Source organism: Asaia siamensis, assembly GCF_014635085.1.
Taxonomy (GTDB): Bacteria; Pseudomonadota; Alphaproteobacteria; order Acetobacterales; family Acetobacteraceae; genus Asaia; species Asaia siamensis.
Genome location: NZ_BMCH01000002.1, coordinates 181,957 through 197,751 on the forward strand (window position 1 = coordinate 181,957; position 15,795 = coordinate 197,751).

Annotated in this window: 14 protein-coding genes and 1 tRNA gene; 8 read left to right on the forward strand and 7 right to left on the reverse strand. The window is 57.7% G+C overall.

Features of this window, described 5'->3' with window-relative positions; all coding sequences use genetic code 11:
* The first annotated feature begins 19 nt into the window (after positions 1-19).
* The 5 genes from ntrX to IEV53_RS04405 all read left to right on the forward strand — a co-directional run bounded on the left by ntrX (position 20) and on the right by IEV53_RS04405 (position 4,593).
* The gene (gene ntrX, locus IEV53_RS04385) at positions 20-1,405 is read left to right on the forward strand and encodes a nitrogen assimilation response regulator NtrX (RefSeq protein ID WP_188425577.1); all 1,386 of its coding nucleotides are present in this window, start codon (positions 20-22) and stop codon (positions 1,403-1,405) included.
* A gap of 194 nt (positions 1,406-1,599) precedes the next feature.
* Positions 1,600-1,824 carry an RNA chaperone Hfq gene (hfq, locus tag IEV53_RS04390; RefSeq protein WP_229719678.1) on the forward strand — a complete coding sequence of 75 codons (225 nt, stop codon included), beginning with the start codon at positions 1,600-1,602 and terminating at the stop codon, positions 1,822-1,824.
* Positions 1,825-1,845: 21 nt separating this feature from the next.
* Entirely contained in the window at positions 1,846-3,156 is a 1,311-nt protein-coding gene (gene hflX, locus IEV53_RS04395; protein ID WP_188425579.1) for a GTPase HflX, read from the forward strand.
* Between the two features lie 86 nt (positions 3,157-3,242).
* Positions 3,243-4,094 carry an inositol monophosphatase family protein gene (locus IEV53_RS04400; RefSeq protein ID WP_188425580.1) on the forward strand — a complete coding sequence of 284 codons (852 nt, stop codon included), beginning with the start codon at positions 3,243-3,245 and terminating at the stop codon, positions 4,092-4,094.
* 79 nt (positions 4,095-4,173) lie between these two features.
* On the forward strand, positions 4,174-4,593 hold the full coding sequence (locus tag IEV53_RS04405; RefSeq protein WP_188425581.1) for a host attachment protein: 420 nt from the start codon (positions 4,174-4,176) through the stop codon (positions 4,591-4,593).
* A gap of 190 nt (positions 4,594-4,783) precedes the next feature.
* Here the strand turns inward: IEV53_RS04405 and IEV53_RS04410 are convergent, their stop codons facing one another.
* Positions 4,784-6,076 carry a hypothetical protein gene (locus IEV53_RS04410; protein ID WP_188425582.1) on the reverse strand — a complete coding sequence of 431 codons (1,293 nt, stop codon included), beginning with the start codon at positions 6,074-6,076 and terminating at the stop codon, positions 4,784-4,786.
* Positions 6,077-6,321: 245 nt separating this feature from the next.
* Positions 6,322-7,776 (reverse strand): SulP family inorganic anion transporter, encoded by a 1,455-nt coding sequence (locus IEV53_RS04415; RefSeq protein WP_229719583.1) that lies wholly within the window; start codon positions 7,774-7,776, stop codon positions 6,322-6,324.
* A 282-nt stretch (positions 7,777-8,058) separates the two neighbouring features.
* Between IEV53_RS04415 and IEV53_RS04420 the strand changes: the two genes are divergently transcribed.
* Positions 8,059-8,134, forward strand: a tRNA-His gene (locus IEV53_RS04420).
* 120 nt (positions 8,135-8,254) lie between these two features.
* Here IEV53_RS04420 and IEV53_RS04425 read toward each other — a convergent pair.
* The 5 genes from IEV53_RS04425 to IEV53_RS04445 all read right to left on the reverse strand — a co-directional run bounded on the left by IEV53_RS04425 (position 8,255) and on the right by IEV53_RS04445 (position 14,121).
* Positions 8,255-9,697: a mannose-1-phosphate guanylyltransferase/mannose-6-phosphate isomerase gene (locus IEV53_RS04425; RefSeq protein WP_188425583.1), complete on the reverse strand. Its 1,443-nt coding sequence runs from the start codon at positions 9,695-9,697 to the stop codon at positions 8,255-8,257.
* A 90-nt stretch (positions 9,698-9,787) separates the two neighbouring features.
* Positions 9,788-11,257: a phosphomannomutase gene (locus IEV53_RS04430; RefSeq protein ID WP_229719585.1), complete on the reverse strand. Its 1,470-nt coding sequence runs from the start codon at positions 11,255-11,257 to the stop codon at positions 9,788-9,790.
* A gap of 40 nt (positions 11,258-11,297) precedes the next feature.
* Positions 11,298-11,783 carry a hypothetical protein gene (locus tag IEV53_RS04435; RefSeq protein WP_188425584.1) on the reverse strand — a complete coding sequence of 162 codons (486 nt, stop codon included), beginning with the start codon at positions 11,781-11,783 and terminating at the stop codon, positions 11,298-11,300.
* Positions 11,780-12,679: an SDR family oxidoreductase gene (locus tag IEV53_RS04440; protein WP_188425585.1), complete on the reverse strand. Its 900-nt coding sequence runs from the start codon at positions 12,677-12,679 to the stop codon at positions 11,780-11,782. The genes IEV53_RS04435 and IEV53_RS04440 overlap by 4 nt, the downstream gene beginning before the upstream one ends.
* Positions 12,680-12,681: 2 nt before the next feature.
* A complete protein-coding gene (locus tag IEV53_RS04445) occupies positions 12,682-14,121 on the reverse strand; it encodes a hypothetical protein (RefSeq protein ID WP_188425586.1) in 1,440 nt (479 codons plus the stop codon).
* Positions 14,122-14,356: 235 nt separating this feature from the next.
* Here IEV53_RS04445 and rplM point away from each other — a divergent pair, with 235 nt between their 5' ends.
* Together rplM and rpsI are read left to right on the forward strand one after the other, a co-directional pair.
* Positions 14,357-14,833: a 50S ribosomal protein L13 gene (gene rplM / locus IEV53_RS04450; protein WP_147093608.1), complete on the forward strand. Its 477-nt coding sequence runs from the start codon at positions 14,357-14,359 to the stop codon at positions 14,831-14,833.
* A gap of 5 nt (positions 14,834-14,838) precedes the next feature.
* Positions 14,839-15,324, forward strand: a complete 486-nt coding sequence (gene rpsI, locus IEV53_RS04455; protein WP_188425587.1) for a 30S ribosomal protein S9 — start codon at positions 14,839-14,841, stop codon at positions 15,322-15,324.
* Positions 15,325-15,795 lie beyond the last annotated feature (471 nt).

Consider the following 15,795-nt stretch of genomic DNA (forward strand, 5'->3'; position numbering starts at 1 on the left):
CGTCTGATGGGGGATGCGCATGGAGCATGAAATCCTGATCGTCGATGACGAGCCGGATATCCGGCTTCTCATTGAGGGACTCCTTCGCGATGAAGGCTATGAAACGCGCGTAGCGGCGAATTCGGATCAGGCTCTGGCAGCGTTCCGGGCGCGCCGTCCGTCGCTGGTTATTCTCGATATCTGGCTTCAGGGGTCGCGTCTGGACGGGATCGACCTGCTCAAGACGCTCAAGGCCGAAGAGCCGGGTCTGCCTGTCGTGATGATTTCGGGTCATGGCACCATCGAGACGGCGGTTTCGAGCCTGCAGCATGGCGCCTATGACTTCATCGAAAAGCCGTTCCAGACCGACAGATTGATCCTGGTGGTCCAGCGTGCGCTTCAGGCGGCGCGTCTCGAGCGCGAGAATGCCGAGCTGCGGTTGCGCTCGGGCAATGAGACCATGCTTTTCGGTGAAGGCCCCGGCATCAGTGCCGTGCGTGGCCAGATCGACCGGGTGGCCCCTACCAACTCGCGCGTGCTGATTACCGGCCCGGCTGGCTCGGGCAAGGAAATTGCCGCGCGGATGCTTCATTCGCGTTCACGTCGCGGGTCGGGTCCGTTCATTGCCCTCAACTGTGCAACGCTCGCGCCCAATCGCTTCGAGGAAGAGCTTTTCGGTATCGAAGGCCAGGCCGACGGCACGATGCGCCGCACCGGCGTGCTGGAGCGTGCTCATAAGGGGACGCTGCTTCTCGATGAAGTGGCTGACATGCCACTCGAGACCCAGGGCAAGATCGTCAGGGCGTTGCAGGATCAGACATTCGAACGTCTGGGTGGTGCGGCACGGGTCAAGGTGGATGTGCGCGTTATTGCCACGACCAATCGCGACCTTCAGGGCGAGATCACTCTCGGGCGTTTTCGTGAGGATCTCTATTACCGCCTTGCGGTGGTGCCGCTGCGTCTGCCCTCACTGCGCGAGCGTCGCGAGGACATTCCGGCCCTGGCGCAGCATTTTCTGCAACGCTATGCCGAGAATGCCGGTCTTGCGCCGCGTGAACTGTCGGTGGATGCGCTGGCAGCGCTGCAATCCTATGAATGGCCGGGCAATATCAGAGAGCTGCGCAATCTGATGGAACGTCTGCTCATCATGATGCCGAACGGCCAGGATCTGATTCGCGCAGACATGTTGCCCAGCACTGTGAGCCAGGGGGCGCCGTCGATGACCCGTCTCGATGCGGGGGCTGATGTCATGGCACTGCCGCTGCGCGAGGCGCGCGATCTGTTTGAAACCCAATATCTGCAGGTGCAGCTTTTGCGTTTCGGTGGCAATATCAGCCGCACGGCGAATTTTGTCGGCATGGAGCGCAGTGCCCTGCATCGCAAGCTGAAGCAGCTGGGTGTGACGCCAGAAGATAGGACCCTGTGAGTCTGGAAACCAGATTTCAATGAAGATAAGATAAGGACACAAATCCAGAGCAGCGTTTGTGACGTTGATCTCTGACCCCCGAAAATGGGGCCCGTCTCATATACCTGATAAAAAGAAGAGCAACATTGGCCAGAGCTAATCCCAACCCGACCCCGAACGCCGCCCCCTTTACCGAATTTAACCAGGGCGAAACTGTGCAGGATGTCTTCCTGCAGCACCTCCAGCAGAACGGCCTGCCCGTGACCGTGTTTCTGGTCAATGGTGTGAAGCTGCAGGGTGTGATCCCGCGCTTCGATCATGAGACGATCATTCTGCGTCGCGACGGTCATACGCAGCTTGTCTACAAGCATGCCGTCAGCACGATCATGCCCGTCGCTCCCCTGTCGCTGTTCGCGCAGGATGGCGAGATCGAGCTGTAAGGGCAGGAGTTTTTCCAGAACGTGTCAGTAACTACCAGTACGACACCTCCCGCGACACGCGCCGCGGTTGTTCTCCCATGGGAGCGCCCGACACCGAATGACGAGTTCCGCGCTGCGGAAGCCCGTCTGGAAGAGGCTGTCGGGCTCGCCTCCTCGATCGGTCTTGTAGTTGTCAGGCAGGCTGTACTTGCCATCAGGGCTGTGCGCCCGGCCACCCTGTTCGGCAAGGGACAGGTAGAGCAGCTTGCCGAGATGGTGGAAGAGAACGACGTCAAGGTCGTGATCGTTGATGCCAAGCTTTCGCCGGGCCAGCAGCGCAATCTCGAAAAGGCGATGAACTGCAAGGTTCTCGACCGTACAGGCCTCATTCTTGATATCTTCGGTGCCCGTGCTGCGACGCGCGAAGGCGTGTTGCAGGTCGAGCTTGCCCATCTCGAATATCAGCGATCGCGTCTTGTCCGGCTCTGGACCCATCTGGAACGCCAGCGAGGTGGCTTTGGCTTTCTTGGCGGTCCCGGTGAAACCCAGATCGAGGCCGATCGCCGCATGATCGACGAGCGGCTTGTGCGTCTGCGCAAGGATCTCGATCAGGTGCGTCGTACGCGCGGGCTGCATCGTTCGGCGCGCAAGAAGGTACCGTTCCCCGTCGTTGCGCTGGTAGGCTATACCAATGCCGGCAAGTCGACGCTTTTCAATGCACTGACCGGTTCGGCCGTGCATGCGCAGGATCAGCTTTTTGCAACCCTTGATCCGACCATGCGCGGGCTTCGCCTGCCTTCGGGCCGACGGGTCATCCTGTCGGATACGGTGGGCTTCATCAGCGAATTGCCGACCGAACTCGTTGCAGCTTTTCGGGCCACGCTCGAAGAGGTGGCCGAGGCCGATATCATCCTCCATGTACGTGATGTGGCGCATCCTGACAGTGCCGCCCAGCGTGCAGACGTGATCAATGTGCTGGATGGCATGGTGCGCGATGGGATGCTGGATGAGAACTGGCCCCAGCGTACCATCGAGGTGCTGAACAAGGCCGACCTCATGGGTGGGATAGAGGCAGTGCCCCGTCATCCGGGCTGCGTCGCTATCTCGGCGATCACGGGCGAGGGGTTGCCCAATCTCTATTCGCAGCTCGATCAGCATATGACCGCGTCGATGGTTCTGACGCGCATTCGTCTTGAGATTACCAATGGTGCAGCGCTTGCCTGGCTGTATGAGCATGGTGAAGTGCTTGAGCGGCTGGATCAGGAGACCGAGATCACGCTCGATGTCCGGCTTTTCGAGCAGGACCGGTCACGCTTTGGCCAGATCTACCCGGATTGCCTTGTATCTGCCTGAAATCGTCTCGATACTGGTCACACGAAGGGCGCTCGGAATGAGGGCCCTTCATGGGGAGGGCAGACGGATTGAAGGCTGAGGACATCATGATGACGGCGCGCCCCTCGGTTGCGACCCGTGCGCTTCTCGAAGATATTTCCCTGATCGCCCGTGAGGCGGCATCCCGCATCATCATGCCGCGTTTCGGACGGCTGGCAGAAAGGGATATCCGAACCAAGACGTCGCCTTCCGATCTGGTGACGGTGGCTGATGTTCTGGCTGAAGAATATATCACCGACCGGTTGAAGCTCCTGCTTCCCGAGGCGCTGCTGATTGGTGAGGAGCGGTGCAGCCAGTATCCGTCCTTGATCGACCAGGCCGCCAAAGCCGAGCTGTCTGTCACCATCGACCCTATCGACGGTACGGCCAATTACGCGGCCGGTCTGCCTGCGTTCGGTGTCATGATGGCGGTGCTTGAGAGGGGCATCCCGGTGGCCAGTGTTATTCTCGATCCGGTCACGCAATCGGCGTCTCTTGCCCTGAAAAATGAAGGCGCATGGTCAGAGGACGAGACAGGGCATGTCATGCCCCTGCATGTGGCGGCGCCTTTTCATCGCATCGAGGAAATTACAGGCAAGATAGCCTGGCGCACCCTGCCGGTGAACGACACGGCACTGGCCGATCACAATCTGCGTGCCATGACCGGACTCTGGGATCTGCGCTGCGCGGCTCATGAATATCGTCTGGTTGCGTCAGGCCATGGCCATGTACTGGCCTATAGCCGCACCTGCCTGTGGGATCATTGTCCTGGCTGGCTCCTGCTGCACGAAGCCGGAGGGTACGGCGCGCGTCTCAATGGCGCGACCTATCACGCCGCCATTCCAGGGCGTGGTCTGCTTTACGCGCCAGACAGGCAGAACTGGCAAATGGTTCATGATGCACTGGTGCTGTCTTTGTGATGCACTCTCAAATATCTGTGTAAGCAGAAACGGCTTTTACTCTCCAGCGTTCTTTATTCAGGAACATAGGAGAGGTTTTATGGCCGTTCAGGACCCAGTACTTTATGCAGTATGCGATGGTGAGAAAGCCCGCTTTCTGCGCTATGATGGCCAGCAGATGCGTACGATCCAGCGTTTCGGTGCCCATGACAAGGCAACCGATGCAGCAGGTGATGTCGCCTCCATCAAGGAACCCCGCTCGGATCCCAAGGTTCAGGTAAAAGAGCGTTTCGCCCGACTGATCGCCGATGAGATCGAAGCCACGCTCAACGCCAATGCTGCGCTCGAAGGTCTGGTTCTCGCTGCGGCACCGCATGTGCTGCACGATATTCGCGAGCATCTGTCCAAGGCGACAAGCAAAAAGCTGATCAAGAGCGAAAGCAAGGACCTGACCAATATCCCGGATCAGGATCTGCTTGCTCACTTCGACCGCCCTGCAACGGGTTGGCCGAAACCCTGACGTTATTCCGGGCAGGATGCAACGTGGTCTCTTGCGGGAGCATGCGTCCTGTCTGGGCGTCCGCCCTAAGTGTACAGGGTCTCCAGAGGGACAGTCCAGAGACAAGGCCCCTTCTAGGAGACTATTAAAGCACGATTCCTTGCGCGTGCATCGCGCTACTGGTCGCGATCAGAGCAAGATAAGGGGCTTTTCAGACGACGACGAAACGCTCCCATGTATTTTCGGTATCAGTCCAGAATGCTATGGACCCGCCGTGCACGGAGGTAACCAGTTTCTGGCCGAGTCTGATCGTGTAATGGGCTCCCTGCGACTGGAAAATCAGGGTCCCGGGTCTCACTTGTCCTGTAGGGACAAAGTCAATGGTTTCTCCTGTTGCGACCAGCATGAAGCGTTCTCCCAATATCGTCACGCAGGCGAGAGAATTCTCTCCCGGATAAACCGGCAGTAAGCGTGAAGCGCGTACGGTGAGGCGTTCGACGGTGAGGCGTTTTTCTACGGGATCGTAGTACAGGACCCGTTCATGAAAATCGAGGCAAAGTGGTCCGGTGATGTTGTTGGTCGCGAGCACCTCATCGAAGGATATGCCAGGCCCTTGAGTGGCAAGGTGCATCATGAGCTTACGCTTGAGCCGCACAGCAAGAGCGTGATCGCCGCGCAATGCAACCTGATAGATGATCCCGGTGACGAATCCAGTATGGGCGAAGATAAACATCCTGTTCTTCATCGCGTCGATCTGGTCGGAAATCAGGGTCAGGGCGACGAGCCTCGCATGGCGCGATGAGGCCAGAAAAAGCCGATTTCTCAGATTGGCTGGGTTGCGTCGACGCTGAATACTGACCTCGCGCCTGACAAGGGTGGGCTGACCGCTTGCGAGGGCTTCGATGATAGATGAGATGGACTTGGAGCCAGAGACGCTCTCATAAACGACGTGTCCGCTATAGAAAGTGGGCACATGGACAATATCCGGGCTAACGTTATGCAGTAGATGCGTATGATAGGCGTCGACCCTTTCTTTAGGATCTGAGAGAAGAAAGGAGCGTCCTCCGATATCTTCCGGCTTGATGGACATATTGACCATCTTGTCCGTCAGGTATTTTCCGTAATCTTTCGTAATATCGCATTCATCGGGGTGAATGGAAAATTTTGGCGATAGCGCCATGACGTAGTCGGCGGAGAGCCTTCTGGAAAACTTGAGCGCAGCATACCCCCCCATGGACTGTCCTAACACCAGACGGACTCTATCGGGGCCGATTAATTGATCGACTACTTTGATCGCCTCGTCCATCTCGTCGCTGAGAAACCAGTTTGGTTTCTTCGTTGCGAACCCGATGACATCGAGATCTCTAATGCGGGCGACATGTTTAAGCAAGAAGGTGTCTCTCGCGACACACTCGTAGTTAATGCCGATGAAAGTAATGATCGTGTAGGCGGAGTTTCCTTTGTGATGATGAAGTACAATCTCATCCCCTTCGTACACAATCATTTTCAGCATCCTGTTCTGATTTTTGGACACTAATAACGTCATTATTTGCTGTGAAGAACGATAAAATTGCTACTTTGTGTTGCGTGATTTAGACAATATTTTATTGCTTTCTAATCAGGCAAAGAGGAAGGCGACGATTTTTTTGTCATGAGGCGGGTTGGCGATCGCCATAGTAACGGCAGTCTCTGTCCAGACTGAAGCGTTTGTCCCGCCCGGGTGTTTCTCAGGCGGGACCGCAAGAGGTCCTACATCGACAGCAGAGGCTCGTCGGATTGTTCGGCAATCAGACCGTGGCGGCGGCTATGCAGCCCTTCAACACGGACGTCGATGGATCGCCCCTGTAATTTGCCAACGATCTTTTCAAGTATATCGACCGAAGTGATGTCCCAGAACGTCGCATCGGCCACATTGATCTCGACAGACTTCGCCTTGGTCTGAAAATCAACAGCGTCATAGAGCATGTCAGCCGACGCGAAGAACACTTGGCCATGTACCGTATAGACATCCACCTCTTCACCCTTGTGGGTCTCAATGCGGAGCATGCCCATTGCCCGCCAGGCAAAGAACACACCACTCAGAAGAACGCCGACAGCCACGCCAGCTGCCAGATCATGGGTTGTCACTGTCACGATTACGGTCACGATCATGACGAGGCTCGACAATTTCGGGTGACGCATAACGTCTCGCAGCGACCCCCAGGCAAAGGTGCTGACCGATACCATGATCATGATGGCGACGAGGGCCGCCATGGGCACCTTGGCGACGTAGTCATGCAGAAGCACCATCAGGGCCAGAAGGAACGCACCTGCCGTAAAGGTGGAGAGGCGCCCGCGTCCGCCATAACGCAGATTGCCAACGGTCTGGCCGATCATGCCGCAACCTGCAATGCCGCCGAACAGCCCCACGGCGATGTTCGAAATGCCCAGACCCGTGCATTCCATGCGTGGTTCGCCATGCGTGTCAGTATGGTCGTCCACCACACCGGCGGTCATGAGAGATTCAAGCAATCCGACAGCGGCCATCGCCAGCGCATAGGGCATGACGATTTCGAAGGTTTCGAGCGTGAATGGCACATGCGGGAAAATGAGCGAGGGCAGGCCATTGGGGAGTGCACCGAGATCGGCCACCGTGTGAACGGGCATGGGATGCCAAATTGTGATCAGGGTTAGCACGACGATACAGATCAGCGGCGAAGGAATGGCCGTGGTCAGGCGCGGCAGCAGATAGATGATGGCGAGGCCCAGGGCGATCAGGGCATAGGTATGCCAGGTGACATGCAGCATTTGCGGCACCTGTGCCGAAAAGATCATGATGGCCAGGGCGTTGACGAAGCCCGTCTGCACCTCTTTCGACACGAACCGCATCAGCACATGCAGACGCAGCAATCCGAAGACGATCTGCATCGCCCCCGCAATAAGCGTTGCCAGAAACATGTACTGGATGCCGTGATGATGCACGAGGGCGGCCGCAACGAGGGCGACCGACCCGGCGGCTCCAGAGATCATGCCCGGTCTGCCGCCCGTGATGGCGATCGCCACACTGATGACAAAAGAGGCGTAGAGCGAAACGGCCGGAGAAACGCCTGCGATATAGGAAAAGGCAATGACTTCAGGAATGAGCGCAAACGTGCCCACCATGCCAGCCAGCACCTCACGCAGCGGGCTGAAAGCCCACTGTGCGCGATAGGTCGAGAGGTTCAAGAGACGACTCCTTCGGATGAAAAACGATCAGATTTTTTCGTCGTATTCCGGCCCGACGCGGCAATAGCGTCGCAAAGGTAGAAAGAGCCGTAACGGTTCGCAAGGGGGAAGCTGACGGAAAGCGTATAATCCGGCGCCGTTTGTCGGGAGGGCCCGGTCTATCCCTGTCCTGAAAGGATGTGACGGACGTGTCGTGCGAAACCGGTCAGGGCTGAAAAAAGAATTTCGATAAAGGGGCTAGACGCCTGCCCCGCATTTCTTTACATCGGGCATCGCTGTGTGGCGGATGTAGCTCAGTTGGTAGAGCGCCGGTTTGTGGTACCGGTGGTCGCGGGTTCGAGTCCCGTCATTCGCCCCAGCATTTCCTATAAAATTAGGTTTCACAAGAGACGCATCCCGGTATGCGCCTTGTATCCTGCCCTTCATGTGCTGGGGCAGGATCTTCCGATTTTCTGCGCTCTGGTCGTTTTCGCTGCGGTTACTTCCGGGCGTAAACATCATCGAGGCGGATGATATCGTCTTCGCCCAGATACGGACCGGACTGTACCTCGATCAGGGTCAGGGCGATCTTGCCCGGATTGGCCAGACGGTGGGTGCAGCCTAGAGGCAGATAGACACTCTCGTTTTCCCGCACGATCAGTTCTTCGCCATCGCGCGTGACCACAGCAGTTCCTGCCACTACCACCCAATGTTCCGAGCGATGAAAATGCTTCTGCAGCGAGAGCACCTCGCCCGGATCGACATGGATACGCTTGACCTGAAAACGGTCACCACGGATCAGGCTCTCGTAAAAGCCCCAGGGGCGATACATGCGGTTATGGCTGGTGGCTTCAGGACAATTTGCATCGGTCAGGCGTGTGACTATTTTCTTGACGTCCTGGGCGCGATCACGATGCGAGACCATTACGGCATCCTCTGTCACGACCACGATGAGCTCATCCACGCCCATGACCGCGGTGACAATACCATCCGAGCGGACATAGCAATTGCGGGTATCCTCCAGAAAGACGTTACCAGCGGCGACATTCCCGCTTGTGTCCTTGCTGCTGATTTCCCAAAGGGCATCCCAGCTGCCGATATCCGACCAGCCAAAGCGCGCGGGGACGACGACCGCGCATTGCGTGCGTTCCGCTACAGCGTAATCGATTGAGATATCGGGTGATTTATCGAACACCTCGGGAGCGAGGCGTTCGAAGTCGAGATCGGTCTGACGCTGGGCAACCGCCTGTCCGACACAGCTATGAATCTCAGGCTCGAATGTCTCGATTTCGCGCAAAAGGACATCGGCGCGGGCAACAAACATTCCCGAATTCCAGGAGTAACGTTCGTTTTGGACGAGTGCCGTCGCCTGCGCCAGATTGGGTTTTTCCATGAAGCGGGCAATGTGAAAGGCACCCTCCACAGTCGAGAGGGCCTCACCCCGCTCTATATAGCCATAGCCTGTTTCCGGCTTGTTCGGCTGTATGCCGAATGTCGCGATATAGCCTTGCGACGCCGCGGCGACAGCAATGTCGAGTGTCGCATATAGAGCTGCAAGATCGGTGATGGCCGCATCGGCAGCCATCACCCATAAAATGGCCTCAGGGTATCGTTCGGCAATCAGGAAAGCCGCCGCCGCGATGGCGGGTGCAGAATTGCGCGCCGAGGGTTCCAGCAGAATACAGGCGTCGTCGATGCCAATAGCCCGCAACTGTTCGGCGATGATGAAGCGATGAGACGCATTGCAGACGATAACGGGCTGGCCGAGCCCTGCTTTCTCCCCGCGCAGGGCCGTCTCCTGAAGCAGGGTCTTGTCAGTGAGAAGAGGCCAGAACTGCTTCGGAAAGCTGCTGCGGGAGACGGGCCAGAGGCGACTGCCAGAACCGCCGGACAGGATCACCGGAATGATGAGAGGCTGTTGGGATCTGGTAAGAGACGGCAAGAGCTTGTTCCGTATCGCGATGCCCTTGCGGGCGTCTGATGAATGGAGAAGGGATGGCTGGAAGCGAAGGGCTGGAAAACCGGTTTTCGTTTAATCACGCCATGGGGCAGCCAGAGCAAGCCCCATCTGCAGAAGTTGCCCGGCGACATCTTCATTTCCCGCCTCGGCATAGACACGCAATTCGGGAGCATTGCCCGAGGGGCGGAAATGGACAACGGCATTGTTTTCAAAAATCAGGCGCAGCCCATCAGTCTCATCAAGGCGGCTTAGGGGGCCGCATGAGGCGCTGAAAGGCATGAGGGATCCTGTTGCGATCGTTTCTTCGCGCAATCTGGCGATCCCGGTCAGGCTGCGGGTGCTGGCAAGCGGCGCCAGTCTGTCACTCACGGTGAAACGTGGGGGTAGAGTGTCGAGAAGAGCCGTCAGATCATCGCCGCAGCCTCGTGCGGCCACAAGTGCGCAGAGCATTGGCAGAACGGCATCGCGCGTTGGCAAGGCCTCAAGCGAGCGCCCCTGCAATGCGACCGGAGTTGCCAGAAGAAAACCGCCATTGGCCTCATAACCGACCGACGGGGCGATGCCCTTCTGCGCCGCTTCTGTCATGGCCTGCACGACATAGGGTGAGCCGATCCGTGTGCGAGAGATCTCCTCTGCGAAACCCGTCTGTTCGAGCGCGGTATTGCTGTTGACTGGCGTTGCAACGGCTCTTGCCTGCAGAAAACGCGCCGCCAGAATGCCAAGCACGTCCCCACGAAGCCAGATGCCATGACGATCAGCCAGAAGGGGGCGGTCGGAATCGCCATCTGTCGTCAGAAGCGCGTCGAATTCATGTTTCAGTGCCCAATGTCGGGCCTGAGCCCGGTCCTCCTGACGCACGGCTTCGGTATCGACGGGAACGAAGCATTCGGAGCGCCCGAGTCTGATCACCTGGGCGCCGAGAGATTCGAGCACAGAGACCAGCAGGTCGCGGCCGACGGCCGAATGCTGATAGACGGCAAGTTTCAGTCCGTGGAGCGCCTTGCTGCCGAAGAAATCTGCATAACGTGCGCAATAGGTGCTGAGAACGTCGATCGGCTCGGGCAATGGATCATTGTCGATCAACATGCCCGTATTATCGAACCGGCCTTCGGGCAGGGTTACCTGCTGAACGCGCATGCCGGCTTCGTCTCCCTTGAGAAATTCGCCTCCGGCCCGGTTGAACTTGATGCCATTGCGGTCTGACGGGATATGGCTACCCGTCACCATCAATGAGGGAATGGATCGGCCATAGGCGTAAAGACACAGGGCGGGCGTAGGCACAAAACCGCAAAAGATCGGTACACCGCCTGCGTGATGTATGGCTGCGGCACAAGCGCGAAGAATGCGCGGTGTGCTTGGGCGCAGATCGCCAGCGAGGGCCACTGGACTTCCCGCACCGAATTCTCCGCAGGATTCAAGATGGCGCAAATAGCCCAGCGTATAGGCAAAACACACGGCGTCGCTCATGGCGGAAACCAGACCGCGCGCGCCACTTGTGCCAAAACCCACGCCGGAGCGGGTCATCCATTCAGCAATTGTCATCGCGGCCGGGGGCTCGTTCAGACTCCCGACCGCCATATGTTCAGACACGTCCATAACCGAAACTGTCGCGCGCGCGAGGGGCGAGGCGACAGCAGAGCCAGCCGCTCTCGCCCATATCGGGTGTGTTCTGATCTGTGGCCGGGGTCAGATAACCATTGGGCAGCAGCACGTAATGGGTGATGTGCAATTCAGGCCCTTTGAGGAACACGTTACGCCAGATCTTGCCGTCGACCGTGTATTCCCTGAGCGTCCAGGTGCCATCGAGTGTGTCGGAGCGATTGAACATCATGTCTTCCGCCCAGAAGGACTGACGATGCAGCCGATAGCTGCCTGAACTGGCTGTCGGAGCCCCATCCAGAACCAGTTCGATCGAGATATTGCCTTGTGGCGTGGGCAGGGGATTGAACCCGTACCAGTCACCAAAGACCGGACCGGTCGGATCGGTGCAGCCCGCAAGCGTGCCGAGCGCGGCAAGGACGAGAGCAAGGCTGCCGAGGCGCGACAGGGATTTGAGCGGACGGGTCATGGGCGTATTCCTGCGGGCAGGGGGGAGGCTTCGGTCGGTTGTCCGAAAAGACGAGCGAGCCCGTCTTTCAGGGGAAGAGGTGTAAATCCGAGGCGGTCTTGCATAGGCTGTATCGAAAATGCCTTGTCTTCAAGCAGACGTCTCACTTCCGCGCGTTCAATCGACGGAAATCCGGGTAGTTTCTTGGTCAGAGGGACCAGAAATTCCAGTATGGCAGCTGGTACCGGCAGAAACAGGCGCTTGCCAAGGCCCGCAGTTGCAAGAATGGCCTCGACGAGCGCGCGGTAGGTCATGGGCTCAGGCCCGGCGATGACAAGTGCTTCCGGTGCGTTGAGGTGGCCTGATCTGGCCAGATCAAGGGCTGTCACAATCGAACGGATAACGTCACCCTGATAAATTGGCTGGATCAGCGAGCGACCGCCATTGGGTAGGGGGACAAGTGGCAGATAGCGCAGCAGGGCGACAAGACGCTGCACGTTGTTCTCGCCCTGTGGTCCATAGATCATGGTCGGATGCAGGATCATGCCGGGGCGTCCCGATTCCATCAGCGCGCGTTCCCCTGCCAGAACGCCATTGCCATGCCAGTCGGGCCATCGCGTGAATTTGCGCGTGCTGCCGATCGCGACTAGGCAGGAATTATTGGGAGACGCTGCCAGAATGGCCGGAATGAAGCTTGCATGAGCGGTCGAGACCACACGCTTTGCATCCCAAAGGGCGGCCAAGAGGCTGTCGGCGTTTTCAAGATCGGCCTGGCGAGCTTGCTCACGCAGATCGGACGGCAGGCGATCCGGATGGCGGACGACAGGGATAACGGTCTCGCCTCGCTCTCTGAGAGCATGGCAGAGGGCCGCCCCCATGCGACCAGCCGCGCCGATGAGATGGACCGGAGAAGCCATGCTTATTTCATGCTCGATGTCAGGACCGGCGGGGCCAGCCAACGCTGTGCCATGGTCGGGTCGGCGGAAAACTGTGCCGAGAGCGCCTTGATCGCGGTGACGTCGATCGGTTCCGGCGGATGAAAGGAGACCGTCAGGCTATGCCCGGACGGCGCGAGCACAAAGGCGGGCAAGGCATCAAGACCGGGTGCCTTCTGGGCCATAAGAGCCAGTGGCAGGGCGAATGTACTTTTGAGTTCAGCGATGGATTGGCCGCGTAACGCAGCAATGCGCCCGAACAGATCATCGAGATTGGAGGCATCGTCGCGATAGGTAAGGCTCATGGAGATCAGCGTCGGCCCATGCTTCGGATCGGGCGTTACGACGTTGGCGAGTTCCATGGTGGCTTCATAATCGAAGGATTTCGGTGTCGTACCCCTCATGGAAATGACACTTACATTGGTTTTGGTATCAGTTGTGGCGCTCTGCGTCAGAGTCTCGATGTGGATGCCATCAGGCATAAAAGGAGCCAGGGCATAGGGCTTGCTGAACTGGATCGTAGTATTGTTGAGCGTCCCTTCGCCAAGACGCTTGTCCCCCTCTTTCCACTGTCGCGACAGAAGCTTTTCGTACTGGAGACGCATACCCAGCAGAGCAATGCCGATATTCCTTGCCTCCGATTTGCTGGGAACTTCAGAAAGATCTCCTTGCGCCTTGAGGGCAGATAAAGACTTTGCCTCACCGGATATGTCTGATGGTACCCATTGTTCCACCAGAGCAACGGCGCGGGCATAGCGGATGCCGCTCTCGCGCAGATCGCCGATATCCAGAGCCAGGGGCCCCGTGGGTATTTTTGTCAGCGCACTAAGCCGTTGCGCCGGAAGGCTGTCTTCGGCGCATACAGCGTGGGCTTCGTGAACCATCCCGGAATTGCCATCATCATGGCCATAATTATCGACTGCCGCATTGGCGAGATTCAGGGCGCAGTGATCGGGTGTGCCGAGAGCGACGTCGCGAATCTGCCCGTGGCGGAAGTGGATTTGTGAAAGAGGCGGTAAGTCACTGACATCATGTTTCTCCCGGCTTACGGGGGGCAGAAGCAGCTTGTTGAGCGTGAGTTCGCCGATCCTGCCGCTTACCGGCCCGCTGAGCGTGATGCCTTCTGCGTGGATTTTCGAAAAGCTCAGCCCTGTCGTCAGATATCCGCTGGGATTGTTGACTGTCAGCACATGCGCCGTGAGAGTCGTGCCACCCCGAATGAAGCGGGCATTCTCGAAACCGGCACCTCGTGCAAGGAAGCGTGGATAGGCGTGATCATATTCGAACCGGGCATCCGGGGGCAGGTTGGCCCTGAAGCTGGCGAGCGCGCGTTGCAGTTCGGCGCTGGATTCGTGACGCACGCCGATTGTGCCCAATCCGACAAGCACGAGGCAAAGGCCCGCGGCCAGTAAAGGTCTTTTCACGTCAGATCATCCCCACAAATACCGCTTCGACAGACAGCGTGCATGTTAGTCCGGCTTTGCAACAGGAACAATCTCGTGACTTTTTTATGCGGTATCATGATACCGATAATCAAAAAATGGCGGAAATCAGCCATTTTTCGCAAGGTGGTATGAGTCGAAAAAGCTTGACCTCAGGCGTTTGCGGTCTCATAAGGCGCCCCCAATACCAACACATGTTGCTGGATCAGTCCGAACCATGAAGACCACACCTTCGTTGAAGCCTGCAGAGGTGACGAAAGGCTGGACCCTGATCGACGCCGAAGGGCTCGTTCTTGGCCGCCTCGCCACCATCATCGCGACCCGCCTGCGCGGCAAGCACAAGCCCCAGTTCACCCCGCATGTCGATTGCGGCGACAACATCGTCGTTATCAACGCCGAGAAGATCGTCCTGACCGGCAACAAGGTGGGCCAGAAGCTGTTCCACTACCACACGGGTCATCCCGGTGGCATCAAGGAGCGCACCATCACGCAGCGCCTCGAGGGCAAGAACCCCGGCAGCGTGATCGAGAAGGCTGTCGAGCGTATGATCACGCGCGGCCCGCTGCAGCGTGCCCAGATGAAGCATCTGTATGTCTATGCCGGTGACAAGCACCCGCATGAAGGCCAGCAGCCGGTGAAGCTGGATGTTGCGTCCATGAACCGCAAGAACACCCTCAATGTGATCGAGGCCTGAGAGATATGTCTGAAACTCAAGAGCGCACAGGTACGCTTCAGGACCTCGCCGGTATCGCTCCTGCCACGCAGGCTGCTCCGGTTCACGAAGTTAAGCGCGACGCACAGGGCCGTTCCTACGCAACCGGTCGTCGTAAGGACGCCACGGCTCGCGTATGGATCAAGCCTGGCAAGGGTGACATCATCGTCAATGGCCGTCCGGTCACGACGTATTTCGCTCGTCCGGTTCTGCGCATGCTGATCACGCAGCCCTTCCTGCTGACCGATCGCTACAACCAGTTCGACGTGTATTGCACGGTCAAGGGCGGCGGTCTGTCCGGTCAGGCTGGTGCAGTGCGTCATGGCATTTCGCGCGCCCTGACCCATTATGACCCCGCTCTGCGTGGCATCCTGAAGGTTGCAGGCTTCCTGACGCGTGACAGCCGCGTCGTCGAGCGCAAGAAGTACGGTCGCGCCAAGGCACGTCGTTCCTTCCAGTTCTCGAAGCGCTGATTTCTGCCGGGGCTTCCGGCCCCGATGGAGATCATGTCTTCAAAAAAACCCGCCCCTTACGGAGGCGGGTTTTTTTTGTGTCTATTTTCTGAGTTTGTTAAATACGAACCCCAACATGCGCTACCTATAGTCACATAATCGCGATTTCCTGTTACAAACCCTGACGAGCACTGCCTGCAAAACCTTATGGGAAGGTCGCATTGAAGCCGAGATCGTAATGTATCGAATTTAGGTTCATAGCCCTGAACCTAAATTCGATTGTTTGCCTTCAGGTGACGCATATAGGGAGAAGCATCAATCATCGTTAACCGAAACTAATAATCGAGAAAAAATAGGTTCTCACAAATCGTATTTCCTAAAGAAATTCGCTTTGAAAATTGTGGGATCTTTTCGATTTGAATGTGGAGGTTATGCGCTCCTGTTTCCACGGTTTTCGTGGCTGAAATTTCTCCCTGCGGACAATGGATGAGA

What these genes read in the sequence shown, in the direction of transcription:
- IEV53_RS04435 (WP_188425584.1), bottom strand. Translation starts at nt 11,783, where the DNA reads ATGACCCGTCCGCTCAAATCCCTGTCGCGCCTCGGCAGCCTTGCTCTC.
- IEV53_RS04400 (WP_188425580.1), top strand. Translation starts at nt 3,243, where the DNA reads ATGATGACGGCGCGCCCCTCGGTTGCGACCCGTGCGCTTCTCGAAGAT.
- IEV53_RS04405 (WP_188425581.1), top strand. Translation starts at nt 4,174, where the DNA reads ATGGCCGTTCAGGACCCAGTACTTTATGCAGTATGCGATGGTGAGAAA.
- IEV53_RS04410 (WP_188425582.1), bottom strand. Translation starts at nt 6,076, where the DNA reads ATGATTGTGTACGAAGGGGATGAGATTGTACTTCATCATCACAAAGGA.
- ntrX (WP_188425577.1), top strand. Translation starts at nt 20, where the DNA reads ATGGAGCATGAAATCCTGATCGTCGATGACGAGCCGGATATCCGGCTT.
- IEV53_RS04430 (WP_229719585.1), bottom strand. Translation starts at nt 11,257, where the DNA reads ATGACAATTGCTGAATGGATGACCCGCTCCGGCGTGGGTTTTGGCACA.
- IEV53_RS04440 (WP_188425585.1), bottom strand. Translation starts at nt 12,679, where the DNA reads ATGGCTTCTCCGGTCCATCTCATCGGCGCGGCTGGTCGCATGGGGGCG.
- rpsI (WP_188425587.1), top strand. Translation starts at nt 14,839, where the DNA reads ATGTCTGAAACTCAAGAGCGCACAGGTACGCTTCAGGACCTCGCCGGT.
- rplM (WP_147093608.1), top strand. Translation starts at nt 14,357, where the DNA reads ATGAAGACCACACCTTCGTTGAAGCCTGCAGAGGTGACGAAAGGCTGG.